Origin of the sequence: Streptococcus mitis (genome assembly GCF_946188695.1) — a bacterium.
Lineage (GTDB): Bacteria > Bacillota > Bacilli > Lactobacillales > Streptococcaceae > Streptococcus > Streptococcus mitis_DF.
Map to the genome: position 1 here is coordinate 13,756 of NZ_CAMHWI010000022.1, position 25,307 is coordinate 39,062.

Here is a 25,307-nt window from a genome sequence, read left to right on the forward strand (position 1 = left end):
TACAGGAGGCCTGATAAAATGGCAATCGTTTCAGCAGAAAAATTTGTCCAAGCAGCTCGTGACAACGGTTATGCAGTTGGTGGATTTAACACAAACAACCTTGAGTGGACTCAAGCTATCTTGCGCGCAGCAGAAGCTAAAAAAGCTCCAGTTTTGATCCAAACTTCAATGGGTGCTGCTAAATACATGGGTGGTTACAAAGTTGCTCGCAACTTGATCGCTAACCTTGTTGAATCAATGGGTATCACTGTACCAGTAGCTATCCACCTTGACCACGGTCACTACGAAGATGCACTTGAGTGTATCCGAGTTGGTTATACTTCAGTTATGTTTGATGGTTCACACCTTCCAGTTGAAGAAAACCTTGAAAAAGCTCGTAAAGTTGTAGAATTTGCTCATGCAAATGGTGTATCAGTAGAAGCTGAAGTTGGTACTATCGGTGGTGAAGAAGACGGAATCATCGGTGATGGTGAATTGGCTCCAATCGAAGACGCTAAAGCAATGGTTGAAACTGGTATCGACTTCTTGGCAGCTGGTATCGGTAACATCCACGGTCCTTACCCAGCAAACTGGAAAGGTCTTCACCTTGATCACTTGCAAAAATTGACTGAAGCTGTTCCAGGATTCCCAATCGTATTGCACGGTGGTTCAGGTATTCCTGATGAGCAAATCCAAGCAGCTATCAAACTTGGTGTTGCCAAAGTTAACGTTAACACAGAGTGCCAAATCGCATTCGCTAACGCAACTCGTAAATTTGCTCGTGACTACGAAGCAAACGAAGCAGAATACGACAAGAAAAAACTCTTCGACCCACGTAAATTCTTGGCTGACGGTGTAAAAGCTATCCAAGCATCAGTTGAAGAACGTATCGACGTATTCGGTTCAGAAGGTAAAGCTTAATCTAGCTGAATAATACAGATAAAACCTACCCATTGGGTGGGTTTTTTGGCGTTTTAAGGAGACTATTAAGCCAGAATTTTGGACTAATACTCTTCGAAAATCTCTTCAAACCACGTCAGCTTCGCCTTGCCGTAGGTATGGTTACTGACTTCGTCAGTTCCATCTACAACCTCAAAGCAGTGTTTTGAGCAACCTACGGCTAGCTTCCTAGTTTGCTCTTTGATTTTCATTGAGTATAAAAATACCACTTTAAGAGAACAATTTTCAATTTCATAAACTTTAAGCAAACGCTTGCATTCTAGTTTTTATTGGACTATAATAGGTTGGTATAAAGCCTTCTGTAATAATATTGAGAAGGTATAGAAAGTAAGGATTTAGAATACTTGTTGTCAAAAACACAATGTTGCTATTCCTTACATGGGGAGATAGATATGGCAATGATAGAAGTGGAACATCTTCAGAAAAATTTTGTGAAGACTGTTAAGGAACCGGGCTTGAAGGGGGCATTACGCTCCTTTATTCATCCTGAAAAACAGACCTTTGAAGCGGTCAAAGATTTGACCTTTGAGGTTCCCAAGGGGCAAATTTTAGGCTTTATCGGGGCAAATGGTGCAGGGAAGTCGACAACCATTAAAATGCTGACCGGGATTTTGAAACCGACATCTGGTTTTTGTCGGATTAACGGCAAGATTCCACAGGACAATCGCCAAGATTATGTCAAGGATATTGGGGTTGTTTTTGGACAACGTACCCAGCTATGGTGGGATTTGGCTCTACAAGAGACCTATACGGTCTTGAAGGAGATTTACGATGTGCCAGACTCGCTCTTCCACAAGCGCATGGACTTTTTGAATGAAGTCTTGGATTTGAAGGACTTTATCAAGGATCCCGTGCGGACTCTTTCACTGGGACAGCGCATGCGGGCGGACATTGCAGCTTCCTTGCTTCACAATCCCAAGGTTCTCTTTTTAGATGAGCCGACCATTGGTTTGGACGTTTCGGTCAAGGATAACATTCGTCGGGCTATTACTCAGATCAATCAGGAGGAAGAAACCACCATTCTCTTGACCACTCACGACCTGAGCGACATTGAGCAACTTTGTGATCGGATTTTTATGATTGACAAGGGGCAAGAGATTTTTGATGGAACGGTTAGCCAGCTCAAGGAAACCTTTGGCAAGATGAAGACTCTTTCTTTTGAACTGCTACCAGATCAAAGTCATCTCCTTTCTCACTATGAAGGCTTTTCGGATATGACAATTGATAGACAAGGAAATAGTCTCAACATTGAATTCGATAGTTCTCGCTACCAATCAGCTGATATTATTAAGCAAACCCTGTCTGATTTTGAAATCCGCGATTTGAAGATGGTGGATACGGATATTGAAGATATTATCCGCCGCTTCTATCGAAAGGAGCTCTAAGATGGTCAAATTGTGGAGACGTTATAAACCCTTTATCAATGCAGGTGTTCAGGAATTGATTACCTATCGAGTCAACTTTATTCTTTATCGGATCGGCGATGTCATGGGTGCTTTTGTGGCCTTTTATCTCTGGAAGGCTGTCTTTGATTCTTCGCAAGAGTCTTTAATTCAGGGCTTCAGTATGGCGGATATCACCCTCTACATCATCATGAGTTTTGTGACCAATCTTCTTACTAGGTCAGATTCGTCCTTTATGATTGGGGAGGAGGTCAAGGATGGTTCCATCATCATGCGCTTGTTGCGACCAGTGCATTTTGCGGCTTCTTACCTCTTTACCGAGCTTGGCTCCAAGTGGTTGATTTTTATCAGCGTTGGCCTTCCATTTTTAAGTGTCATTGTCTTGATGAAAATCATATCGGGTCAAGATATTGTAGAGGTGCTAGGATTAACTGTCCTTTATCTTTTTAGCTTAACGCTGGCCTATCTGATTAACTTTTTCTTTAATATCTGCTTTGGATTTTCTGCCTTTGTGTTTAAAAATCTTTGGGGTTCCAACCTACTTAAGACTTCCATAGTGGCTTTTATGTCTGGAAGTTTGATTCCCTTGGCCTTCTTTCCAAAGGTTGTTTCAGATATTCTATCCTTCCTGCCTTTTTCATCCTTGATTTATACTCCGGTCATGATCATTGTTGGGAAATACGATGCCAGTCAGATGATTCAGGCGCTCGCTTTGCAGTTTTTCTGGCTCTTAGTGATGGTGGGCTTGTCTCAGTTGATTTGGAAACGAGTCCAGTCATTCATTACCATTCAGGGAGGTTAGTATGAAAAAATATCAGCGTATGCATCTGATTTTTATCAGACAATATATCAAGCAAATCATGGAATACAAGGTGGATTTTGTAGTTGGTGTTCTGGGAGTTTTTCTGACCCAAGGCTTGAACCTCTTGTTTCTCAATGTCATCTTTCAACACATCCCATCCCTAGAAGGTTGGACTTTTCAAGAAATTGCTTTTATCTATGGCTTTTCCTTGATTCCTAAGGGGTTGGACCATCTCTTTTTTGACAATCTCTGGGCACTGGGACAGCGTTTGGTGCGAAAAGGGGAGTTTGACAAGTATCTGACACGTCCTATCAATCCTCTCTTTCATATTTTAGTTGAGACCTTTCAGATTGATGCCTTGGGAGAACTCTTGGTCGGTGGGATCCTACTGGGAACAACAGTGACTAGTATTGCTTGGACTCTTCCAAAATTCCTGCTTTTCCTAGTCTGCATACCATTTGCGACCTTGATTTATACTTCCTTGAAAATTGCGACAGCCAGTATTGCTTTTTGGACCAAGCAGTCAGGCGCCATGATCTACATTTTCTATATGTTTAATGATTTTGCCAAGTATCCAATTTCCATTTACAATTCATTTCTTCGTTGGTTGATTAGCTTTATCGTGCCTTTTGCCTTTACGGCCTACTATCCTGCCAGCTATTTCTTGCAGGACAAGGATGTAATCTTTAACATCGGAGGTTTGATGTTGATTTCCCTTGTCTTTTTTGGTATTTCCCTTAAACTCTGGGATAGGGGCTTGGATTCTTATGAAAGCGCTGGATCCTAAGATGAAGAAACTCAAAGCCTTGTCTCAGGACAGGCTTTTTCTAATAGAGAAGAAAATTCCTTGACATTTATTCTCAGAGTGCTATATTGTAAGTGTAATCGCCGATTTAGCTTATACTCTTCGAAAATCTCTTCAAACCACGTCAGCTTCGCCTTGCCGTATATATGTGACTGACTTCGTCAGTTCTATCTACAACCTAAAAGCAGTGCTTTTAGCAACCTGCGGCTAGCTTCCTAGTTTGCTTTTTGATTTTCATTGAGTATCAGTTGGTAGAGCAAGGCACTCGTAAAGTTTAGCTCCTAGGTGAATAAATGCCCGAATATCTGAAAAATTTATATATAAATAACCGTTAAGCCTTATTCTTAGCGGTTATTTATATTGTTTAATAGCGCTGATATTTCATCAATGATGTTTGACTTTGTGATGTTGCTAGTGCTTTAAGTTGATTGCTACTATTTTTGATGGTGTGAATGTGCTTATAATGTATCTCAGTTAAGTACGAAATTTTTATATCTTTTTTAACACATATTAAAAATAAAATTAATACACCTTAATTTTTCTTGACTTAAAAATTTTTAATTGATATACTATTTTCAGAGAGTTAACAATTATATATAAATGCACTACTCTATTTCCTAGATAATACTTAGTAAAACTTTTTATAACAAAGGCTAGCAAAGTTAAAGTTTACTATCTATTGGAAGTTAAATAAATATGTAAGGAATTAAAATGAAAAAAAGTACAGTATTGTCATTAACCACAGCTGCAGTTATTTTAGCAGCATATGTCCCTAACGAGGGAATTCTAGCAGACACATCTAGCTCTGAAGATGCTTTAAATATCTCTGATAAAGAAAAAGTAGTAGGTAAACAAAACGAAAACAAAGAAAAACTTGAAGATATTCATAATGTTATAGAAACTTCAAAGTATACTGAAGAAAAGAAAACAACAATTATTGAGGAAAAAGAAGTTGTTAGTAAAAATCCTGTAATAGACAATAACACTAGCAATGAAGAAGCAAAAATCAAAGAAGAAAATTCCAATCAATCCCAAGGAGATAAAGCGGACTCGTCTGCAATTAAAGACCCAGAAAGTCCCAAAAAAGAGGATAAACTTGTCTATATTGCTGAATTTAAAGATAAAGAATCTGGAGAAAAAGCAATCAAGGAATTATCCAATCTTAAAGATACAAAAGTTTTATATACTTACGATACGGTTTTTAATGGTGTTGCAATAGAAACAACTCCAGATAATTTGGATAAGATTAAACTAATAGAAGGTATCTCATCTGTTGAAAGGGCACAGAAAGTCCAACCGATGATGAATCATGCCCGAAAGGAAATTGGAGTTGAGGAGGCTATCGATTACCTAAAGGCCATTAATGCTCAATTTGGGAAAAACTTTGATGGTAGAGGTATGGTCATTTCAAACATCGATACTGGGACTGATTATAGACATAAAGCTATGAGAATCGATGATGATGCCAAAAGCTCAATGAAATTTAAAAAAGAAGACTTAAAAGGCACTGATAAAAATTTCTGGTTGAGTGATAAAATTCCTCATGCATTCAATTATTATAATGGTGGTAAAATTACTGTAGAAAAAGCTGATGATGGAAGCGATTATTTTGATCCACATGGGATGCATATTGCAGGGATTCTTGCGGGAAATGATACTGAAAAAGACATCAAGAACTTTAACGGAATAGATGGAATTGCTCCTAATGCACAGATCTTCTCTTATAAAATGTACTCTGATGCTGGATCTGGATTCGCAGGAGATGAAACAATGTTTCATGCTATTGAAGATTCGATCAAACACAATGTCGATGTTGTTTCGGTATCATCTGGTTTTACAGGAACAGGTCTTGTAGGTGAGAAATATTGGGAAGCTATTAGAGCATTAAGAAAAGCGGGCATTCCAATGGTTGTAGCTACGGGTAACTATGCGACTTCTGCTTCAAGTTCTTCATGGGATTTAGTGGCAAATAATAATCTGAAGATGACAGATACTGGAAATGTAACGCGAACTGCAGCACATGAAGATGCGATAGCGGTCGCTTCTGCTAAAAATCAAACAGTTGAGTTTGATAAGGTTAACATAGGTGGAGAAAGTTTTAAATACAGAAATATAGGTGCCTTTTTCGATAAAAATAAAATTATAACAAATGAAGATGGATCAAAAGCTCCTAGTAAATTAAAATTTGTATATATAGGCAAGGGTCAAGACCAAGATTTGATAGGATTGGATCTTAGAGGCAAAATTGCAGTAATGGATAGAATTTATACAAAGGATTTAAAAAATTCTTTTAAAAGAGCTACGGATAAGGGCGCACGTGGCATTATGGTTGTAAATACTGTAAATTACTACAATAGAGATAATTGGACAGAGCTTCCAGCTATGGGATATGAGGAGGATGAAGGAACTACTAGTCAAGTATTTTCAATTTCAGGAGATGATGGTGTAAAGCTATGGAACATGATTAATCCTGATAAAAAAACTGAAGTTAAAAGAAATAATAAAGAAGATTTTAAAGATAAATTGGAGCAATACTATCCAATTGATATGGCAAGCTATAATTCTAATAAACCGAATGTAGGTGACGAAAAAGAGATTGACTTTAAGTTTGCACCTGACACAGACAAAGAATTGTATAAAGAAGATGTCATCGTTCCAGCAGGATCTACATCTTGGGGACCAAGAACAGATTTGCTTTTAAAGCCTGATGTCTCAGCACCAGGTAAAAATATTAAATCCACTCTCAATGTCATTAATGGGAAATCAACTTATGGTTATATGTCAGGGACTAGTATGGCAACTCCTATCGTGGCAGCTTCTACTGTTTTGATTAGACCAAAGTTAAAGGAAATGCTTGAAAGACCTGCCTTGAAAAATCTTAAGGGAGATGACAAAATAGACCTTACAAGTCTTACAAAAATTGCCCTACAAAATACTGCACGGCCTATGATGGATGCGACTTCTTGGAAAGAAAAAAGTCAATACTTTGCATCACCTAGACAACAGGGAGCAGGGCTAATTAATGTTGCCAATGCTTTGAGAAATGAAGTTGTAGCGACTTTCAAAAACACAGATTCTAAAGGTTTGGTAAACTCTTATGGTTCTATTTCTCTTAAAGAAATAAAAGGAGATAAAAAATACTTTACAATTAAGCTTCACAATACATCAAACAGGCCTTTAACCTTTAAAGTTTCAGCATCAGCGATAACTACAGATTCTCTAACTGATAGACTAAAACTGGATGAAACATACAAAGATGAAAAATCTCCAGATGGGAAGCAAATTGTTCCAGAAATCCACCCAGAAAAAATCAAAGGAGCAAATATCACATTTGAGCATGACACCTTCACTATAAGCCCAAATTCTAGCTTTGATTTAAATGCGGTTATAAACGTTGGAGAGGCTAAAAATAAAAATAAATTTGTAGAATCATTTATTCATTTTGAGTCAGTGGAAGAAATGGAAGCTCTAAACTCCAATGGTAAGAAAACAAATTTCCAACCTTCTTTATCGATGCCTCTAATGGGATTTGCTGGGGATTGGAATAAGGAACCAATCCTTGATAAATGGGCCTGGGAAGAAGGTTCAAAATCAAAAACAATGGAAGGTTATGATGATGATGGTAAACCAAAAATTCCAGGAACCTTAAATAAGGGAATTGGTGGAGAACATGGTATAGATAAATTTAATCCAGCAGGAGTTATACAAAATAGAAAAGATAAAAATACAACATCCCTAGATCAAAATCCAGAATTATTTGCTTTCAATAACGAAGGGATCAACGCACCATCATCAAGTGGTTCTAATATTGCTAAAATTTATCCTTTAGATTCAAATGGAAATCCTCAAGATGCTCAACTTGAGAGAGGATTAACACCTTCTCCACTTGTATTAAGAAGTGCAGAAGAAGGATTGATTTCAATAGTAAATACAAATAAAGAGGGAGAAAATCAAATAGACTTAAAAGTCATTTCGAGAGAACACTTTATTAAAGGAATTTTAAACTCTAAAAGAAATGATGCAAAGGGAATCAAATCTTCAAAACTAAAAGTTTGGGGCGACTTGAAGTGGGATGGACTCATCTATAACCCTAGAGGTAGAGAAGAAAATGCACCAGAAAGTAAGGATAAGCAAGATCCAGCTACTAAGATAAGAGGTCAATTCGAACCGATTGCAGAAGGTCAATATTTCTATAAATTTAAATATAGATTAACTAAAGATTACCCATGGCAGGTTTCCTATATTCCTGTAAAAATTGATAATACAGCCCCTAAGATTGTTTCGGTTGATTTTTCAAATCCTGAAAAAATTAAGTTAATCACAAAGGATACTTATCATAAGGTAAAAGAGCAATACAAGAATGAAACTTTATTTGCTAGAGATCAAAAAGAACATCCTGAAAAATTTGATGAGATTGCCAACGAAGTTTGGTATGCTGGCGCCGCTCTTGTTAATGAAGACGGAGAGGTTGAGAAAAATCTTGAAGTAACTTATGCAGGTGAGGGTGAAGGAAGAAATAGAAAACTTGACAAAGATGGAAATACCATTTATGAAATTAATGGTGCAGGAGATTTAAGAGGAAAAATCATTGAAGTCATTGCATTAGATGGCTCTAGCAATTTTACAAAGATTCATAGAATTAAATTTGATGATCATGCTGATGAAAAGGGGATGATTTCCTATTATCTAGTAGATCCTGATCAAGATTCATCTAAATACCAAAAGCTTGGCGAGATTTCCGAATCTAAATTTAAAAATTTAGAAAATAGAAAAGAGGATAGTCTTAAAAAAGATACAACTGAGGAAGAAAATCATCAAGACAATGAAGAGTCTATCGAAGAAAAATCTAGATTGACTATTCATAAAACTATTTCAACAATTAGAGAGTTTGAAAGTAAAGACTTGAAGAAACTCATTAAAAAGAAATTTAGAGAAGTTGATGACTTTACAAGTGAAACTGGTAAGAGAACAGAGGAATACGATTATAAATACGATGATAAGGGAAATATCATTGCTTATGACGATGGTAGTGCCTTAGAATATGAAACTGAAAAACTTAACGAAATCAAATCAAAAATTTATGGTGTTCTAAGCCCGTCTAAAGATGGACACTTTGAAATTCTTGGAAAGATAAGTAATGTTTCTAAAAATGCCAAGGTATATTATGGCAATAACTATAAATCTATAGAAATCAAAACAACCAAGTATGATTCCCACTCAAAAACGATGATATTTGATTTATACGCTAATATTAATGATATTGTAGATGGATTAGCTTTTGCAGGAGATATGAGATTCTTTGTTAAAGATGATGATCAGATAAAAGCTGAAACGAAGATTAGAATGCCTGAAAAAAATAAGGAAACTAAGACAGAATATCCCTATGCATCAAGTTATGGGAATATAATAGAATTAGGAGAAGGTGATCTTTCAAAGAATAAACCAAACAATTTAACGGAAATGGAATCTGGTAAAATCTATTCTGATTCAGAAAAACAACAATATCTATTAAAGGATAATATCATTCTGAGAAAAGGCTATGCACTAAAAGTGACTACCTATAATCCTGGAAAAACGGATATGTTAGAAGGAAATGGAGTCTATAGCAAGGAAGATATATCAAAAATACAAAAGGCCAATCCTAATCTAAGAGTCCTTTCAGAAAAAATAATTTATGCTGATAGTAGAAATGTTGAAGATGGAAGAAGTACTCAATCAGTATTAATGTCGGCTTTGGACGGCTTTAACATTGTAAGGTATCAAGTGTTTAGATTTAAAATGAACGCTAAAGGGGAAGCAATCGATAAAGATGGAAATCTTGTGACAGATTCTTCTAAACTTGTATTATTTGGTAAGGATGGTAAAGAGTACACTGGAGAGGATAAGTCCAATGTAGAAGCTATAAAAGAAGATGGCTCTACGTTATTTATTGATGCAAAACCAGTAAATCTTTCAATGGATAAGAACTACTTTAATCCATCTAAATCTAATAAAATTTATGTACGAAATCCAGAATTTTATTTAAGAGGTAAAATTTCTGATAAGGGTGGTTTTAACTGGGAGTTGAGAGTTAATGAATCGGTTGTAGATAATTATTTAATCTACGGAGATTTACACATTGATAACACTAGAGATTTTAACATTAAGCTTAATGTTAAAGACGGTGACATCATGGACTGGGGAATGAAAGACTATAAAGCAAACGGATTCCCAGATAAGGTAACAGACATGGATGGAAATGTTTACCTTCAAACTGGTTATAGCGATTTGAATGCGAAAGCGGTTGGAGTACACTATCAATTTTTATATGATAATGTTAAACCAGAAGTAAAGATTGATCCTAAGGGAAATACTAGTATCGAATATGCTAACGGAAAATCTATAGTCTTTAACATCAATGATAAAAGAAATAATGGATTCGATGGTGAGATTCAAGACAAACATATTTATGTAAATGGAAAAGAATACAAATCATTTGATGATATTAAACAAATAACAGATAAGACACTAAACATTAAGATTGTTGCAAAAGATTTTGCAAGAAATACAACTGTAAAAGAATTCATTTTAAACAAAGATACGGGAGAGGTAAGCGAATTAAAACCTCAGATGGTGACTGTGACCATTCAAAATGGAAAAGAAATGAGTTCTAAGATAGTGTCGGAAGAAGATTTCATTTTACCTGTCTATGATGGTGAATTAGAAAAAGGATATCAATTTGATGGCTGGGAAATTTCTGGTGTCGAAGGGAAAAAAGATGCTGGTTACGTTATTAATGTGTCAAAAGATACCCTTATAAAACCTGTATTCAAGAAAATAGAGGAGAAAAAGGAGGAGGAAAATAAACCTACTTTTGATATATCGAAAAAGAAAGATAAGGTGCAAGCAAATCATAGTCAATTAGATGAAAATTACAAAAAGGAGGATTTACAAAGAGAAAATCATTCACACAAATCTGATTCAACTAAGGATGTCACAGCTACAGTTCCTGTACAAGTAAATTATAGTCAATTAGATGAAATTCAAAGATCTGATTCAACTGAGGATGTCAAAGTTACAGTTCCTGATGAAAATGATAAAAACTTTGAAAATAAGAAGGAAGTTTATCTTAATGAACCAGAGAACATAGCTAATAAACATACCAATATTGATAGTAAATCAACTATTAACAATGATAGATTGCCAAAAACCGGGACAGTTAGCGAAGTCTTCACGTCATTAGTTGCCGGAATAATGTTTACCTTAGGTGCATTTCTTGGATTGAAGAAAAAAGATCAAGATTAAGACAAAAGCTATAGATGAAAAAATGGTTTATGTACTGAGATAGTGTGATGATGAAACAGTTTTGTGAAAATAGCCATTTATAACTCAATTATTTAGTTTACTTTACTATTGATACTCTTTTTGGATTTATTAATGGACTTAGTTTCGACAACTAATGAATTGATTGAAATGGTTAGTATTGACAATATTGGTCATATTTATTAGAAAATAGAGTCTATCAAAATTTAAAGGCTAATAGAGGTGATGAGACAATTTCAAGGAATTAAGTAGCGTTTGGTTGCTTAATTCCTTTTTATTTGGAAGGAAGTTTTTTACCTGATTCCTTATTTTATCGCTATTATTCAACCACTTAGACCGATATAGAGACCAGATAGGCAAAAGACCTTGTTCTTGAAAAACTCCTCTGCTATAATGTTTTTTGTAAGGGACGTGAGGTGTCACTATCAGATAACTCAAGTTCCTAAAAAAGAAATTGGAGATAAACAAATGAAAAAATTATTGGGGATTGTATTTTTGGTAGCAGCAGCGAGAGTATTGTATTTTGGTTCTGTAGGCTGGCCAAGTTTGGATGTCAACCTATGGTCACTGATTCCGGTAGGCTTGTTCCTCTATTTCACTCTAGAGAATCTTTTGAAAAAAGACTACAAGGCTAGTCTGATGTGTTTGATTATTGCCTTTATCATCGCAAATGCAATTTTGGACCTTTTGCCAATTTCAAGTGGCTTGGTAATTGGAGCGGGCGTACTAGCTTGCATTGGTATTGGATTTATCTTTCCTGATAAAGAAAGTAAATAGGAATTATTGAAAAAGATATAAAGAAAAACACTTCAATCACTGTATTTAGTTTGATTGAGGTGTTTTCGATTTAGTTTTTTATTTCTGAGCCATCAATTCAATAATCATCTCGATATACATGACAAGGGTTAATAAGAATCCTGCACGCCAGAAGAATTTGATGAATTTAGGATAGTAAAAGCTACGTTTTTTCAAAAGAAAGAAAAAAACAAGAATAATGGCTAGGACTGAGAGGGCTAGGCCTAGTCTAGGGAGGAAATTATGGGTAAAGGTTTTAGCTGTGATCAGGTAATATTCAAATACCAAGACTGGAAAAGCCAAATCCGCAAAGTTTCGTCCTAGTTTTTTTAATCTAAAAAGTTTGGTTATGATGATGCAGACGACTAAGGTCAGTATCAATAATAAAATAGATGCTAATTTCATTAAAATCATAACCATATTGTATCATAAAAAATGGCTAATGGAAACGAGAAACAGAGGAATTTATAGGAAAGTCAGGCTTTTGAGATTGTGGGTGATTTTTGTTATAATGAAAGTTATGAAATCTTATAATACCTTGAATGATTATTATCGAAAACTTTTTGGAGAAAAGACCTTTAAAGTCCCTATTGATGCGGGGTTTGACTGTCCCAATCGTGATGGAACTGTGGCTCATGGAGGCTGTACTTTTTGTACGGTTTCAGGTTCTGGAGATGCTATTGTAGCACCGGATGCACCCATCCGTGAGCAATTTTATAAGGAAATTGACTTTATGCACCGTAAGTGGCCGGATGTTCAGAAGTATCTGGTTTATTTTCAAAATTTTACCAACACCCATGAAAAGGTGGAAGTCATCCGAGAGCGCTATGAGCAGGCTATCAATGAGCCAGGTGTAGTAGGAATCAATATCGGAACGCGCCCAGACTGTTTACCAGATGAAACAATCGAATATTTGGCTGAGTTGTCGGAGCGCATGCATGTGACGGTTGAATTGGGCTTGCAGACCACTTATGAAACAACCTCTGATTTGATTAACCGTGCACATTCCTATGAGTTGTACGTGGAAACGGTCAAGCGTTTGAGAAAGTATCCCAAGATTGAGATTGTTTCTCATCTGATCAATGGTTTGCCTGGTGAAACCCATGAGATGATGATTGAAAATGTCCGTCGCTGTGTTACGGATAACGATATTCAAGGAATTAAACTGCATTTGCTTCATCTTATGACCAATACGCGTATGCAACGGGACTACCACGAGGGACGTTTGCAATTGATGAGTCAGGACGAATATGTCAAGGTCATCTGTGACCAACTGGAAATCATTCCCAAGCATATTGTTATCCATCGAATAACAGGAGATGCACCTAGAGATATGCTGATTGGTCCTATGTGGAGCCTCAATAAATGGGAAGTGCTAAATGCTATTGAAACTGAAATGCGACGTCGTGGAAGCGTTCAAGGATGCAAGGCTGTAAAACAGGAGTTTAATAATGAAAAGACCACTTGAGATGGCACATGATTTTTTGGCTGAAGTAGTGACAAAAGAGGATGTCGTAGTGGATGCGACTATGGGAAATGGTCACGATACCCTTTTTTTAGCTAAGCTAGCTAAGCAAGTCTATGCCTTTGATATTCAGGAACAAGCCTTGGAAAAGACCCAAGAGCGTTTGGACCAGGCTGGAATGACAAATGCCCAGTTAATCTTGCAAGGCCATGAGACACTGGACCAGTTTGTGACAGAAACCAAGGCAGGGATTTTTAATCTGGGTTATCTGCCGTCAGCTGATAAGTCCGTCATCACCCAACCTCAGACTACCATTGAAGCATTAGAAAAGTTATGCCATTTGCTTGTCAAAGGTGGACGAATTGCTATCATGATCTACTATGGTCATGAAGGAGGCGACCTCGAGAGGGATGCTGTCTTGGATTTTGTTAGCCAGTTGAACCAACAAGAGTACACAGCTGCCATTTACCGAACTTTAAATCAAGTCAACAACCCACCATTTTTAGTAATGATTGAAAAATTAGAGAGATATAGACATGGATAAACAATACCTACGTGAAAAGCTGGATGCCATGCGCCAGAATTTTGTTGAATCAACCCACCACGAACGAGCAGTGGGTGTGTTAGACCAAGCGCATATGAGCAAAAAAATGCTTAAAATCAAGAAAAAATTAGTAGCTCTTGAAATGGAACGCTGCCAGAGAAAAATTGAGCACAAAGACTGTTTCAAGATTGATCAAAAGATCAAAGAGCAGAAGGAGATATTTGAATCCTGTTGTAAAAAAGACTAAGGAGGAATTGCGTGGAATTACTGATTTACCTCATCCTATTTTTACTGGTTTTGATTGTCTCAAGTACAACCAATAAGCTCCTGCCCTTTTTGCCACTCCCTTTGGTGCAAATTCTTCTGGGAATTGTGATTGGTCTCTTTTTACCCAATACCGACTTTCATCTCAATACGGAGTTGTTTTTGGCGCTGGTTATCGGGCCCTTGCTTTTCCGAGAGTCGGAGGAAGCAGATATTACGGCTATTTTAAAACACTGGCGAATCATTATCTATCTCATATTTCCAGTGATTTTCATCTCAACCCTGAGTTTGGGTGGCTTGGCCCATCTTCTTTGGCTCAGTCTTCCCTTGGCAGCTTGCTTGGCTGTTGGGGCGGCACTTGGCCCTACGGATTTGGTGGCCTTTGCCTCTCTTTCGGAGCGGTTTAGCTTTCCAAAGCGCGTCTCCAATATCCTTAAGGGTGAAGGACTCTTGAATGATGCATCTGGCTTGGTGGCCTTTCAGGTAGCTTTGACAGCTTGGACAACTGGAGCTTTTTCCCTTGGGCAAGCGAGTAGTTCGCTCATCTTTTCAATCCTAGGTGGTTTTTTGATTGGATTTTTAACAGCCATGACCAACCGTTTCCTCCATACCTTCTTGCTGAGTGTGAGAGCAACGGATATTGCCAGTGAGCTCCTTCTGGAATTGAGTTTGCCCTTGATAACCTTCTTCCTGGCAGAAGAAGTCCACGTTTCAGGGATTATTGCCGTTGTGGTTGCTGGGATTTTAAAGGCAAGCCGTTTTAAGAAAATTACGCTCCTCGAAGCCCAAGTGGATACGGTGACCGAGACGGTCTGGCATACAGTGAATTTTATGCTGAACGGTTCTGTCTTTGTGATTTTAGGGATGGAGTTGGAAATGATAGCAGAGCCTATCTTGACCAATCCAATCTATAATCCCTTACTGTTATTGGTATCTCTTATAGCCCTTACCTGTGTCCTCTTTGCTATTCGTTTTGTCATGATTTATGGCTATTATGCCTATAGGACTAGACGTCTCAAGAAAAAGCTAAATAAGTATATGAAGGACATGCTTCTTTTGACCTTTTCAGGTGTCAAGGGAACGGTGTCAATTGCTACGATCCTTCTGATACCAAGTAATCTAGAGCAGGAGTATCCTCTCTTACTTTTCCTCGTTGCAGGTGTGACGCTTGTAAGCTTTTTAACAGGCCTCATGGTTTTGCCTCATCTTTCTGATGAACAGGAAGAAAGTAAGGACTATCTCATGCATATCGCCATTTTGAATGAAGTAACGCTAGAGTTGGAAAAAGAGTTGGAAGACACCAAAAATAAACTTCCCCTCTATGCGGCTATTGATAATTATCATGGACGTATTGAAAATCTCATCCTGAGCCAAGAAAATAAGGGCGAGCAAGAGGACTGGGAGGCCTTGAAACTTCTTATCCTCAGTATTGAAAGTGATGGTCTGGAACAGGCTTACGAAGAGGAAAAGATGAGTGAGCGTGCCTATCGAGTTTACCAACGTTATTTGAAAAACATGGAACAAAGTATCAATCGTAAGTTCGCGTCACGATTGACCTATTATTTCCTTGTTTCCTTGCGGATTTTACGTTTTCTCCTGCATGAAGTTTTTACCTTAGGTAAGACCTTCCGTAGTTGGAAAAATGAAGAATCACAGAAACTTAGAGCCCTTGACTATGACCAAATTGCAGAGCTCTATCTAGAAAATACAGAGATGATTATCGAAAGTTTGGAGAACCTTAAAGGGGTTTATAAGAGTTCTTTAATCAGCTTCATGCAGGATTCTCGTCTCCGAGAAACAGCTATTATCACCAGTGGTGCCTTTGTAGAACGGGTTATCAATCGTGTCAAGCCTAACAATATCGACGAAATGCTGAGAGGCTATTACCTAGAGCGTAAGTTGATTTTTGAATACGAAGAAAAACGATTGATTACGACCAAGTATGCCAAGAAGTTACGGCAAAATGTGAATAACTTAGAGAACTATTCCTTGAAGGAAGCTGCCAATACCCTGCCTTATGATATGGTGGAATTGGTAAGAAGAAACTAATCAAGATTGTAAGTGAAGGAGTGTGACATGAAGAAGTGGTGGAAAGAGCTGACAGACAAGCCTTTAGTAAAAGCTTTTTTGCATTATTATCAGGCCTCAGATAGTGAGTTGACCAGTGTCGCAGTAGCCTACTATTGGTTGATTTCGATCTTTCCCTTGCTTTTGGTGGTGGTCAACATCCTCCCCTATTTTCATATTCCAGTTTCCAATTTTTTAAAGGTTGTCAATGAATTTTTGCCGGATACGGTTTATGATGTAGTCGCAAAGATTATTACAGAGGTACTGACTCAACCGTCAACGGGCTTATTGAGTTTTGCGGTTTTGTCAGCCCTCTGGACCTTTTCAAAATCCATGAATTTCCTGCAGAAAGCCTTTAATAAAGCCTATGGAGTAGCAAAAAATCGAGGAATGATTTCCCATCAGCTCATGAGTTTGTTTGTCAGTTTTGGTTTGCAGATTCTCTTTGCCTTGGCTCTATTTTTGAGTGTTTTTGGCCGTATGCTCCTCAACCTTATCAAAAGTTACTGGAAATCAGATAGTTCTCTCTTTGATTACCTGCAGGATCTGACAGGCCCCTTGGTCTATGCCTTGATTTTCGCTATCTTGGTCATGCTTTATTATTTCCTGCCCAATGTTAAGGTGAGACGCATTCGACATGTATTGCCAGGAAGTGCCTTTGTCTTGTTGACTTTGGTTTTACTACTTAATATCTTTTCAGTCTATGTCAACAACTATGTTAATCACCTCGTGGACGTCCGTTTTTTCAGTTCCGTTGTCGTGGTGGTCATGATGTTCTGGTTTATTCTCATCGCTAAGATTTTGATTGTCGGCGCGGTGATCAATGCCAGTGTGCAGAGCTTGAGAAAAGACTAACACCTTCTTTATCCATAACAAAACGCATACTATCAAGGTTTTATTGCCTGATAATATGCGTTTTTTGATTATGAAAATTAATAGATAAACATGGCGTCACCGAAACTGAAGAAGCGGTAGTGTTCTTGAATGGCATGATGGTAAGCATCTAAGACTAATTCACGGCCTGCAAAAGCAGAAACCAACATGACTAGAGTTGATTTTGGCAGGTGGAAGTTGGTTGAGAAGGCATCCACAACCTTCCATTGGTAACCAGGTTTGATAAAGATATTGGTCCAGCCAGAATCTGCTTGGATTTGCCCCTCAAACTTGGAACCAATAGTCTCTAGTGTTCGAATAGAAGTGGTTCCAACAGCAATGACGCGACCACCATTTTCCTTAACAGAGCGAAGGGTGGCAGCTGCTTCCTCAGAAAGCTGGTAGAATTCTGAGTGCATTTCGTGTTCATCCAGATTGTCAACTGAAACGGGTCTAAAGGTTCCGAGTCCGACATGAAGAGTCAGATAAACCAGATGAACACCCTTAGCTTGGATTTCTGCCAGTAGTTCTTTGGTGAAATGAAGACCAGCAGTAGGTGCAGCAGCAGAACCACTTTCCTTGGCGTAGACGGTTTGATAGCGTTCACGGTCATCCAGTTTTTCGTGGATATAAGGTGGCAGAGGCATTTCTCCCAGACTTTCCAAAACTTCTAGGAAAATTCCTTGGTATTCGAAGCGGACAATACGGCCCCCATGGGTCAATTCTTCTGTAACGACAGCGCTGAGGCGACCATCACCAAAGCTGACGCGAGTGCCAACCTTGAGACGTTTGGCAGGTTTAGCCAGAACTTCCCACTCATCGCCAGCAGTGTTTTTGAGTAGGAGTAGTTCCACATGACCTCCAGTTTCTTCCTTTTGACCATAGAGTCGGGCAGGGAGAACGCGGGTGTCGTTCATGACAAGGGCATCACCAGGTTCCAGCATATCAATAATAGAGTGGAAGTGTTTGTCCTGCATTTCTCCCGTCTCACGGTTGACGATGAGGAGTTTAGAGGCATCACGTTTTTCAAGGGGCGTTTGGGCAATCAATTCCTCGGGTAAGTGGAAATCAAAATCAGCTGTATTCATATATCTGTTCATTCTTTCTAAGTTCTAATCCTATCCATTATAACATGTTTCAAGTTTGGACGCTCTTTTTTTGAAAATTAAATCGTTTTCACTTGACAAAAATTGGTCTATACCATATAATGAATATAGATAGAAATGGAGGATGAAAAGATGAAAGTCATTAAAGTTGAAAACCAAGTCGAAGGTGGAAAAGTAGCTTTTGAGATTTTGAAGGAAAAATTAGCCAACGGCGCTCAAACATTGGGACTTGCGACAGGAAGCAGCCCGCTTGAATTTTACAAAGAAATCGTTGAGAGTGACCTTGATTTTTCAAATCTAACCAGTGTCAACCTTGATGAGTATGTAGGTCTTGATGGCGACAATCCTCAGTCTTACCGTCACTTCATGCAAGAAAACTTGTTCAACCAAAAACCATTTAAAGAAAGTTTCTTGCCTCGTGGGGTTAAGGATCATGCTGAAACTGAAGTAGAACGCTACAATCAAATTTTGGCTGACCATCCAGTTGACCTGCAAATCTTGGGAATTGGTCGCAATGGGCATATCGGCTTTAATGAGCCTGGTACTCCATTTGACAGTCAAACTCACCTTGTAGAGCTTGACCAGTCTACTATCGAAGCCAATGCTCGCTTCTTTGACAAGATTGAAGATGTCCCAACTCAAGCCATTTCAATGGGGATTAAAAACATCTTGGATGCTAAGTCAATTATTCTCTTTGCTTACGGTGAATCAAAAGCAGAAGCCATTGCCGGCACCGTGTCTAGTCCAGTGACTGAGAACCTACCAGCAAGTAGCCTGCAAAATCACCCTGATGTGACGATTATTGCAGATGCTGAAGCGCTCAGCTTACTTGAAAAATAAAAAACGAAACCCTTCAGTTTCTTCTATCTGAGTGCTTTAAACTCTTGTATAAATGGAAGAAAAAATCAAAATTAAACCGCATTTTTTCTTGACAATTATTCCTTTTACGTGTAGAATAGAATAGATCTTGAACTTGAAGGGAGTGAAAAAAATGTCTAAAACAGTAGTACGTAAGAATGAATCTCTTGACGACGCACTTCGTCGTTTCAAACGTGCGGTTACTAAAGCTGGTACTCTTCAAGAAACACGCAAACGTGAATTCTATGAAAAACCTTCTGTAAAACGTAAACGTAAATCAGAAGCAGCTCGTAAACGTAAAAAATTCTAATTAGAACTGAAAGGCTGGAGAAATCTAGTCTTTTTTCTTTTAATACTCTTCGAAAATCAAATTCAAACCACGTCAACGTCGCCTTGCCGTACTCAAGTACAGCCTGCGGCTAGTTTCCTAGTTTGCTCTTTGATTTTCATTGAGCATAAATAAATACTTCAAAGCCTGCAAAAATCTGAAACTTCTAAGGACAATTTGATATAATAGTAAAAAGAACTCGATTGAAGGAGGAAATGATGTCGGTTTTAGTAAAAGAAGTGATTGAAAAGCTTAGACTAGACATTGTCTATGGCGAACCAGAATTGCTTGAAAAGGAAATCAATACAGCGGATATTACGCGACCTGGTCTTGAAATGACAGGCTATTTTGACTACTATACGCCAGAGCGGATTCAACTTTTGGGGATGAAGGAGTGGTCTTATCTGATCAGCATGCCTTCCAACAGCCGTTATGAAGTTTTGAAAAAAATGTTTCTACCTGAGACACCTGCGGTCATTGTTGCCCGTGGTTTGGTGGTTCCTGAGGAGATGTTAAAGGCAGCCAGAGAGTGTAAGATTGCCATTTTAACCAGCCGTACGGCTACTAGTCGTTTGTCTGGAGAGTTATCTAGTTATCTGGATTCTCGTTTGGCAGAACGTACCAGTGTGCATGGAGTCTTGATGGATATCTATGGGATGGGTGTCTTGATTCAAGGCGATAGTGGAATCGGTAAGAGTGAAACAGGTCTAGAACTTGTCAAACGTGGTCACCGCTTGGTAGCTGATGATCGTGTCGATATCTTTGCCAAGGATGAGATTACCCTTTGGGGTGAACCAGCTGAAATCTTGAGACACCTGATTGAGATTCGTGGGGTTGGGATTATCGATGTTATGAGTCTCTACGGTGCGAGTGCGGTCAAGGACTCTTCACAAGTCCAGCTGGCTGTTTACTTGGAAAATTACGATACGCATAAAACCTTTGATCGTCTTGGCAACAATCCAGAGGAACTAGAAATTTCTGGCGTTGCTATTCCTCGTATCCGCATCCCAGTTAAAACAGGTCGAAATATCTCTGTCGTGATTGAGGCAGCTGCCATGAATTATCGTGCTAAGGAAATGGGCTTTGATGCGACTCGATTGTTCGAAGAACGCTTGACAAACCTCATTGCTCAAAACGAGGTGCCTAATGCTTGATCCAATTGCTATTCATCTAGGCCCTCTAGCTATTCGTTGGTATGCCTTGTGTATTGTGACAGGCTTGATTCTTGCGGTTTATTTGACCATGAAAGAAGCTCCGAGAAAGAAGATCATACCAGACGATATTCTAGATTTTATCTTGATAGCCTTTCCTCTGGCTATTTTAGGGGCCCGTCTCTACTATGTTATTTTCCGTTTTGATTACTATAGTCAGAATGTCGGAGAGATTTTTGCCATTTGGAATGGTGGTTTGGCCATTTATGGTGGTTTGATTACTGGTGCCCTTGTCCTCTACATCTTTGCTGATCGCAAACTCATCAATACTTGGGATTTTCTAGATATTGCAGCGCCTAGCGTTATGATTGCCCAAAGTTTGGGTCGCTGGGGAAATTTCTTTAACCAAGAAGCCTACGGGTCTGCAGTGGATAATTTGGATTATCTACCTAGCTTTATCCGTGACCAGATGTATATAGAGGGAAGTTACCGTCAGCCGACCTTCCTTTATGAGTCTCTATGGAATCTACTTGGCTTTGCCTTGATTTTGATATTGAGACGAAAATGGAAGAGTCTCAGACGAGGTCATATCACTGCCTTTTACTTGATTTGGTATGGTTTTGGTCGTATGGTCATCGAAGGCATGCGAACAGATAGTCTCATGTTCTTTGGCCTTCGAGTGTCTCAATGGCTATCAGTTGTTCTTATCGGACTGGGTATTTTTATCGTTCTATATCAAAATCGAAAGAAAGCCCCTTACTATGTTACAGAGGAGGAAAACTAAATGTTAGAAGTTGCATATATTCTTGTCGCCCTAGCTTTGATTGTCTTTTTGGTTTATCTGATTATTACCGTACAAAAGCTTGGTCGTGTTATCGATGAAACAGAGAAGACGATTAAAACCTTGACTTCAGATGTGGATGTGACCTTGCATCATACCAATGAATTGCTGGCTAAGGTTAATGTCTTGGCAGATGATATCAATGTCAAGGTGGCAACAATTGATCCGCTCTTTAGTGCTGTTGCAGATTTGTCTCTATCTGTTTCAGACCTCAATGACCATGCGCGTGTCTTGAGCAAGAAAGCTTCATCAGCTGGTTCAAAAACACTCAAGACTGGTGCAAGTTTGTCAGCTCTTCGTCTTGCAAGTAAATTATTCAAAAAATAAAAAAGGAGAATTCTTATGGGTAAACTATCCTCAATCCTTTTAGGAACTGTTTCAGGTGCAGCTCTTGCCTTGTTTTTAACAAGCGACAAGGGCAAACAAGTTTGCAGTCAAGCTCAAGATTTTCTAGATGATTTGAGAGAAGATCCGGAGTATGCTAAGGAGCAAGTCTGTGAAAAACTGACAGAAGTTAAGGAACAGGCTACAGATTTTGTTCTGAAAACCAAAGAACAGGTCGAGTCAGGTGAAATCACTGTGGACAGTGTACTTGCTCAAGCCAAATCATGTGCCCGTCAAGCGACAGAAGCATCAAAAAATCAATTCAATAATCTCAAGGAACAATGGCAAGAAAAAGCCGAAACTATTGACCAATCAGAAGAGATTGTGATTGATATCAAAGAAGAAAAAATCTAGATTTGAGAGAGTTGGATAAAGATTCAAGTAGTAGTCGCAAATCTAGTAAATTGTATAAGATAAAGCGCATAGTATTAAGGACTGTAACTGCCTGGTATTATGCGTTTTTTATAATTTTGAAGACTTTTTGACAAACCTTTTTTAAAACACATGAGTGTTATGATTTTTTATGGTATAATGGCAGTGTTAAAAGTGAAATATTTACATTTTTTTATATTTTACTGATATTTTAGTAATATTAAGCAATCCATTTTTCTATGATTAGAAATCAATGTGGTGGTTTATGATAAAGTAGAGGAAAAGCTCTAAAATTTTAGTTAAGAAACGATTTAGTATTCTGTCAAGGGAAAATATTAGAACCCTCTATTTTGTAAAAAATAGTTAGAAAGAAAGTTAGTAAAATGAAAGACATTTTTAATAAACGTCAACGCTTTTCGATTCGAAAGTTTTCTGTTGGAGTGGCTTCTGTATTAATAGGAATTGCCTTGTTTACACCATCCCAGGGAGTATTGGCTTCTACGGAAAATTCTCTATTTTCTGTGGAGAAAAGAGAAGAAGTTCAAAATCTACCAGATAATCAAGATAATCCTTCTTCTGAGTTAGATACCAGAGATGTTCCAATAAGATCTACAAGAACTACAGAACTCGGCACATCTGGGGATAAGGAAAATAACAGCTTGACCACAAGGGGGTTCGTAGCAGGTGAAGATAGATCAAGTACTCCAGAGGTGAGAGCAACATCAACTCCTTCCGAGGTTAAAAAGTATGAATTAACTGATGAGTACGCTAAGCAAATAAAAGCAGGAGTAATCGGTTCAGAAGGTAATAAGCTTGACAGTCTGTTACTAAACGGCCCTAAGTTAAGTCCAGAAGCTTATACAGATGATGATTACTTGAAGGATAAAGAAGAACTTTATATTTATGAAAAAGGCGGGAAAAAGTATGTAGGCTATAATAGTCATCCCTTATTAGAAGATACTGATGGTGATGGTATTATTGACAGTAAAGAAAAGCCAGATGAAAAATTAAAATGGAATGTAAGTGAGCGCGATATGATTATGTTCATGGAATTGTCCTACCGTGATGATAATTATATTGATAGAGTGTTGGATCATAAGAAACCCTTAACAGAGTCAGAGTTATATAAAAAGAATGGTGACAGTAAACCACGTTATGAATATATGATGATGAACAAGGAGTTGGGACCTTATTGGGAAAGGAAGAAAAGTTATCATACATCTAGCGGACTAGATGCTGTATTGTATGAAACTAAGAGTGATTTCCAATATTTACCAAATGGAACTGCACAAGTATTAGCCTTTCGTGGAACAAGTGATGCGAAAGATATAGGAACTGATATAAGACTTGGAACAGGAAGCAATCCTCAGCAAGGGATCGATGCAGAAAATATCATGCGTGAACTGGCCAAAGATAAGAGTATTACTAATCTTTATTTGACAGGCCATTCTTTAGGAGGATATTTAGTACAACGGGCAATGGTTGAAGCCTATCAGTTGGCATATTCTGACAGCAGAGTCATGTCTCCTAAAGAACAGCGGGCTTATAGAAACTTTTATAATAATGTATTAAAAAAAGGAACAACATTTAATGCTCCAAAAGTAGTGACAAGTTTGGTTTCTGGTCGTGACTTTTGGCAGAAAGGTTTAGATAGCAAAAAAATAGCTAAGTCAGGGAAATTGACTCATTATATTGTTGATAATGATTCGACGATAAGAAAAGGTGTCAGCAATGATAGTGATGTTGTTATAAATGTTGGACGAACCAGCGGAGGTCATAGTTCACGTTCTTATTTTGAAGCCGATATGATTAATAGACGATCAGAGTTTATATCTGGGAAACGAATTTCCTTAGATGGGACAGGTTATCAAGATAACAAAATTACAACAGTCAAATCTGTAGAAAAAGTTGGAGAAACTGCTGTATATAGTAAACGCGGAGATGATATCATTAAGTCAACAACTGTTAGTATGAAAAATCCTGATACAGGGCAGATTACTAAAAATACACTTGATGAAGTTTTCAAGAAAGATGGTGCTAAATCAACAGTTGTCGTTACGCCCCTCGAGCCAAGTGTTCGTTATGAAAAAGACTCCACAAAAGTCAAAAGTGAAGCCAAAATCACAGTAGCTGGTACTCCAGGTACTAGAACAGTCACTACCACTTATACTGTTAATCCTACAGATGGCAGTCTTATTCCGTATGAAGAACCGGCGGTAGTAGTCCCATCAAAACCGACAGTGGTCAAAGTTCCAGCTCAAGATGAGGTTGAATACCTCAAAGAAGGCGATAATGTAGTTAAGAAGACAACCAGCTACGCAGTCAATGCAAGTACCGGCGCCCTAACTCCAACAGAGAAAAAGGAAGTTTTCAAGAGAGATGGTGCTAAATCTAAGGTTGTTGTTACGCCAATAGAGCCAAGTGTTCGTTATGAAAAAGATGTCATGAGAGCTAAAGGTAAAACTAATGTAACAACAGCTGGTACTCAGGGGACAAGTACAGTAACTACAACCTATACTGTGAATCCGACAGACGGAAGTCTCATTCCGCATGAGGGCCAACCCGTTATCAAACCGTCAACTCCCACAGTGGTCAAAGTTCCAGCTCAAGATGAGGTTGAATACCTTAAAGAAGGCGATGATGTAGTTAAGAAGACAACCACTTACGCGGTCAATGCAAGTAGCGGTGCCCTAACTCCAACAGAGAAAAAGGAAGTTTTCAAGAAAGATGGTGCTAAATCTAAGGTTGTTGTTACGCCAATAGAGCCAAGTGTTCGTTATGAAAAAGACTCTACGAAGACTAAAGGTGAAGCAAAAATCACAGTAGCTGGTACTCCAGGAACTAAAACAGTAACTACCACTTATACTGTGAATCCTACAGATGGTAGACTCATTCCGAATGAGGGCCAACCCGTTATCAAACCGTCAACTGCCACAGTGGTCAAAGTTCCAGCTCAAGATGAGGTTGAATACCTTAAAGAAGGCGATGATGTAGTTAAGAAGACAACC

The 25,307-nt window shown here is 38.2% G+C and carries 20 protein-coding genes; 18 read left to right on the top strand and 2 right to left on the bottom strand.

Annotated features, from left to right (window positions below; all coding sequences use genetic code 11):
* Positions 1-18 precede the first annotated feature (18 nt).
* The 6 genes from N8L33_RS08795 to N8L33_RS08820 all read left to right on the top strand — a co-directional run bounded on the left by N8L33_RS08795 (position 19) and on the right by N8L33_RS08820 (position 12,028).
* A complete protein-coding gene (locus tag N8L33_RS08795) occupies positions 19-900 on the top strand; it encodes a class II fructose-bisphosphate aldolase (RefSeq protein WP_023946263.1) in 882 nt (293 codons plus the stop codon).
* 431 nt (positions 901-1,331) lie between these two features.
* Entirely contained in the window at positions 1,332-2,324 is a 993-nt protein-coding gene (locus tag N8L33_RS08800) for an ABC transporter ATP-binding protein (protein WP_143952354.1), read from the top strand.
* Position 2,325: 1 nt separating this feature from the next.
* A complete protein-coding gene (locus N8L33_RS08805) occupies positions 2,326-3,144 on the top strand; it encodes an ABC transporter permease (protein WP_173305022.1) in 819 nt (272 codons plus the stop codon).
* 1 nt (position 3,145) lies between these two features.
* Entirely contained in the window at positions 3,146-3,931 is a 786-nt protein-coding gene (locus N8L33_RS08810; protein ID WP_084925846.1) for an ABC transporter permease, read from the top strand.
* Positions 3,932-4,660: 729 nt separating this feature from the next.
* Positions 4,661-11,233, top strand: coding sequence for a S8 family peptidase (locus N8L33_RS08815; protein ID WP_261059633.1), 6,573 nt, complete (start codon positions 4,661-4,663; stop codon positions 11,231-11,233).
* Between the two features lie 486 nt (positions 11,234-11,719).
* The gene (locus N8L33_RS08820) at positions 11,720-12,028 is read left to right on the top strand and encodes a hypothetical protein (protein ID WP_261059634.1); all 309 of its coding nucleotides are present in this window, start codon (positions 11,720-11,722) and stop codon (positions 12,026-12,028) included.
* A 78-nt stretch (positions 12,029-12,106) separates the two neighbouring features.
* Here the strand turns inward: N8L33_RS08820 and N8L33_RS08825 are convergent, their stop codons facing one another.
* Positions 12,107-12,466, bottom strand: coding sequence for a DUF3397 domain-containing protein (locus N8L33_RS08825; RefSeq protein WP_261059635.1), 360 nt, complete (start codon positions 12,464-12,466; stop codon positions 12,107-12,109).
* Positions 12,467-12,557: 91 nt separating this feature from the next.
* On the opposite strand from N8L33_RS08825, the gene mnmL reads away from it, so the two are divergent.
* From mnmL to N8L33_RS08850, 5 genes are read left to right on the top strand one after another with little or no spacing between them, the layout of a single operon-like run.
* On the top strand, positions 12,558-13,514 hold the full coding sequence (gene mnmL / locus N8L33_RS08830) for a tRNA modification radical SAM protein MnmL/YtqA (RefSeq protein WP_261059636.1): 957 nt from the start codon (positions 12,558-12,560) through the stop codon (positions 13,512-13,514).
* On the top strand, positions 13,498-14,055 hold the full coding sequence (mnmM, locus tag N8L33_RS08835) for a tRNA 5-(aminomethyl)-2-thiouridylate-methyltransferase MnmM (RefSeq protein WP_261059637.1): 558 nt from the start codon (positions 13,498-13,500) through the stop codon (positions 14,053-14,055). Before mnmL ends, mnmM begins: the two co-directional genes overlap by 17 nt.
* Complete coding sequence (locus N8L33_RS08840) at positions 14,048-14,302, top strand: hypothetical protein (protein ID WP_084888569.1); 255 nt, start codon at positions 14,048-14,050, stop codon at positions 14,300-14,302. The genes mnmM and N8L33_RS08840 overlap by 8 nt, the downstream gene beginning before the upstream one ends.
* Before the next feature lie 11 nt (positions 14,303-14,313).
* Positions 14,314-16,368 carry a cation:proton antiporter gene (locus N8L33_RS08845; protein WP_261059638.1) on the top strand — a complete coding sequence of 685 codons (2,055 nt, stop codon included), beginning with the start codon at positions 14,314-14,316 and terminating at the stop codon, positions 16,366-16,368.
* Positions 16,369-16,395: 27 nt separating this feature from the next.
* Entirely contained in the window at positions 16,396-17,241 is an 846-nt protein-coding gene (locus N8L33_RS08850; RefSeq protein ID WP_261059639.1) for a YihY/virulence factor BrkB family protein, read from the top strand.
* A 77-nt stretch (positions 17,242-17,318) separates the two neighbouring features.
* Here N8L33_RS08850 and queA read toward each other — a convergent pair whose 3' ends face one another.
* Positions 17,319-18,347: a tRNA preQ1(34) S-adenosylmethionine ribosyltransferase-isomerase QueA gene (gene queA / locus N8L33_RS08855; RefSeq protein ID WP_261059640.1), complete on the bottom strand. Its 1,029-nt coding sequence runs from the start codon at positions 18,345-18,347 to the stop codon at positions 17,319-17,321.
* A gap of 150 nt (positions 18,348-18,497) precedes the next feature.
* Here queA and N8L33_RS08860 point away from each other — a divergent pair, with 150 nt between their 5' ends.
* The 7 genes from N8L33_RS08860 to N8L33_RS08890 all read left to right on the top strand — a co-directional run.
* Positions 18,498-19,205, top strand: a complete 708-nt coding sequence (locus N8L33_RS08860) for a glucosamine-6-phosphate deaminase (RefSeq protein ID WP_261059641.1) — start codon at positions 18,498-18,500, stop codon at positions 19,203-19,205.
* Between the two features lie 151 nt (positions 19,206-19,356).
* Positions 19,357-19,533, top strand: coding sequence for a 30S ribosomal protein S21 (rpsU, locus tag N8L33_RS08865; RefSeq protein WP_000048054.1), 177 nt, complete (start codon positions 19,357-19,359; stop codon positions 19,531-19,533).
* A gap of 236 nt (positions 19,534-19,769) precedes the next feature.
* Positions 19,770-20,705, top strand: coding sequence for an HPr(Ser) kinase/phosphatase (hprK, locus tag N8L33_RS08870; RefSeq protein ID WP_173233320.1), 936 nt, complete (start codon positions 19,770-19,772; stop codon positions 20,703-20,705).
* The gene (lgt, locus tag N8L33_RS08875; RefSeq protein ID WP_261059642.1) at positions 20,698-21,486 is read left to right on the top strand and encodes a prolipoprotein diacylglyceryl transferase; all 789 of its coding nucleotides are present in this window, start codon (positions 20,698-20,700) and stop codon (positions 21,484-21,486) included. Before hprK ends, lgt begins: the two co-directional genes overlap by 8 nt.
* Positions 21,487-21,870 carry a DUF948 domain-containing protein gene (locus tag N8L33_RS08880; protein ID WP_419991843.1) on the top strand — a complete coding sequence of 128 codons (384 nt, stop codon included), beginning with the start codon at positions 21,487-21,489 and terminating at the stop codon, positions 21,868-21,870.
* 15 nt (positions 21,871-21,885) lie between these two features.
* Positions 21,886-22,281 carry a YtxH domain-containing protein gene (locus N8L33_RS08885; protein ID WP_261059643.1) on the top strand — a complete coding sequence of 132 codons (396 nt, stop codon included), beginning with the start codon at positions 21,886-21,888 and terminating at the stop codon, positions 22,279-22,281.
* 401 nt (positions 22,282-22,682) lie between these two features.
* The coding region (locus tag N8L33_RS08890) for a G5 domain-containing protein (protein ID WP_261059644.1) at positions 22,683-25,307 on the top strand (2,625 nt) is incomplete at its 3' end.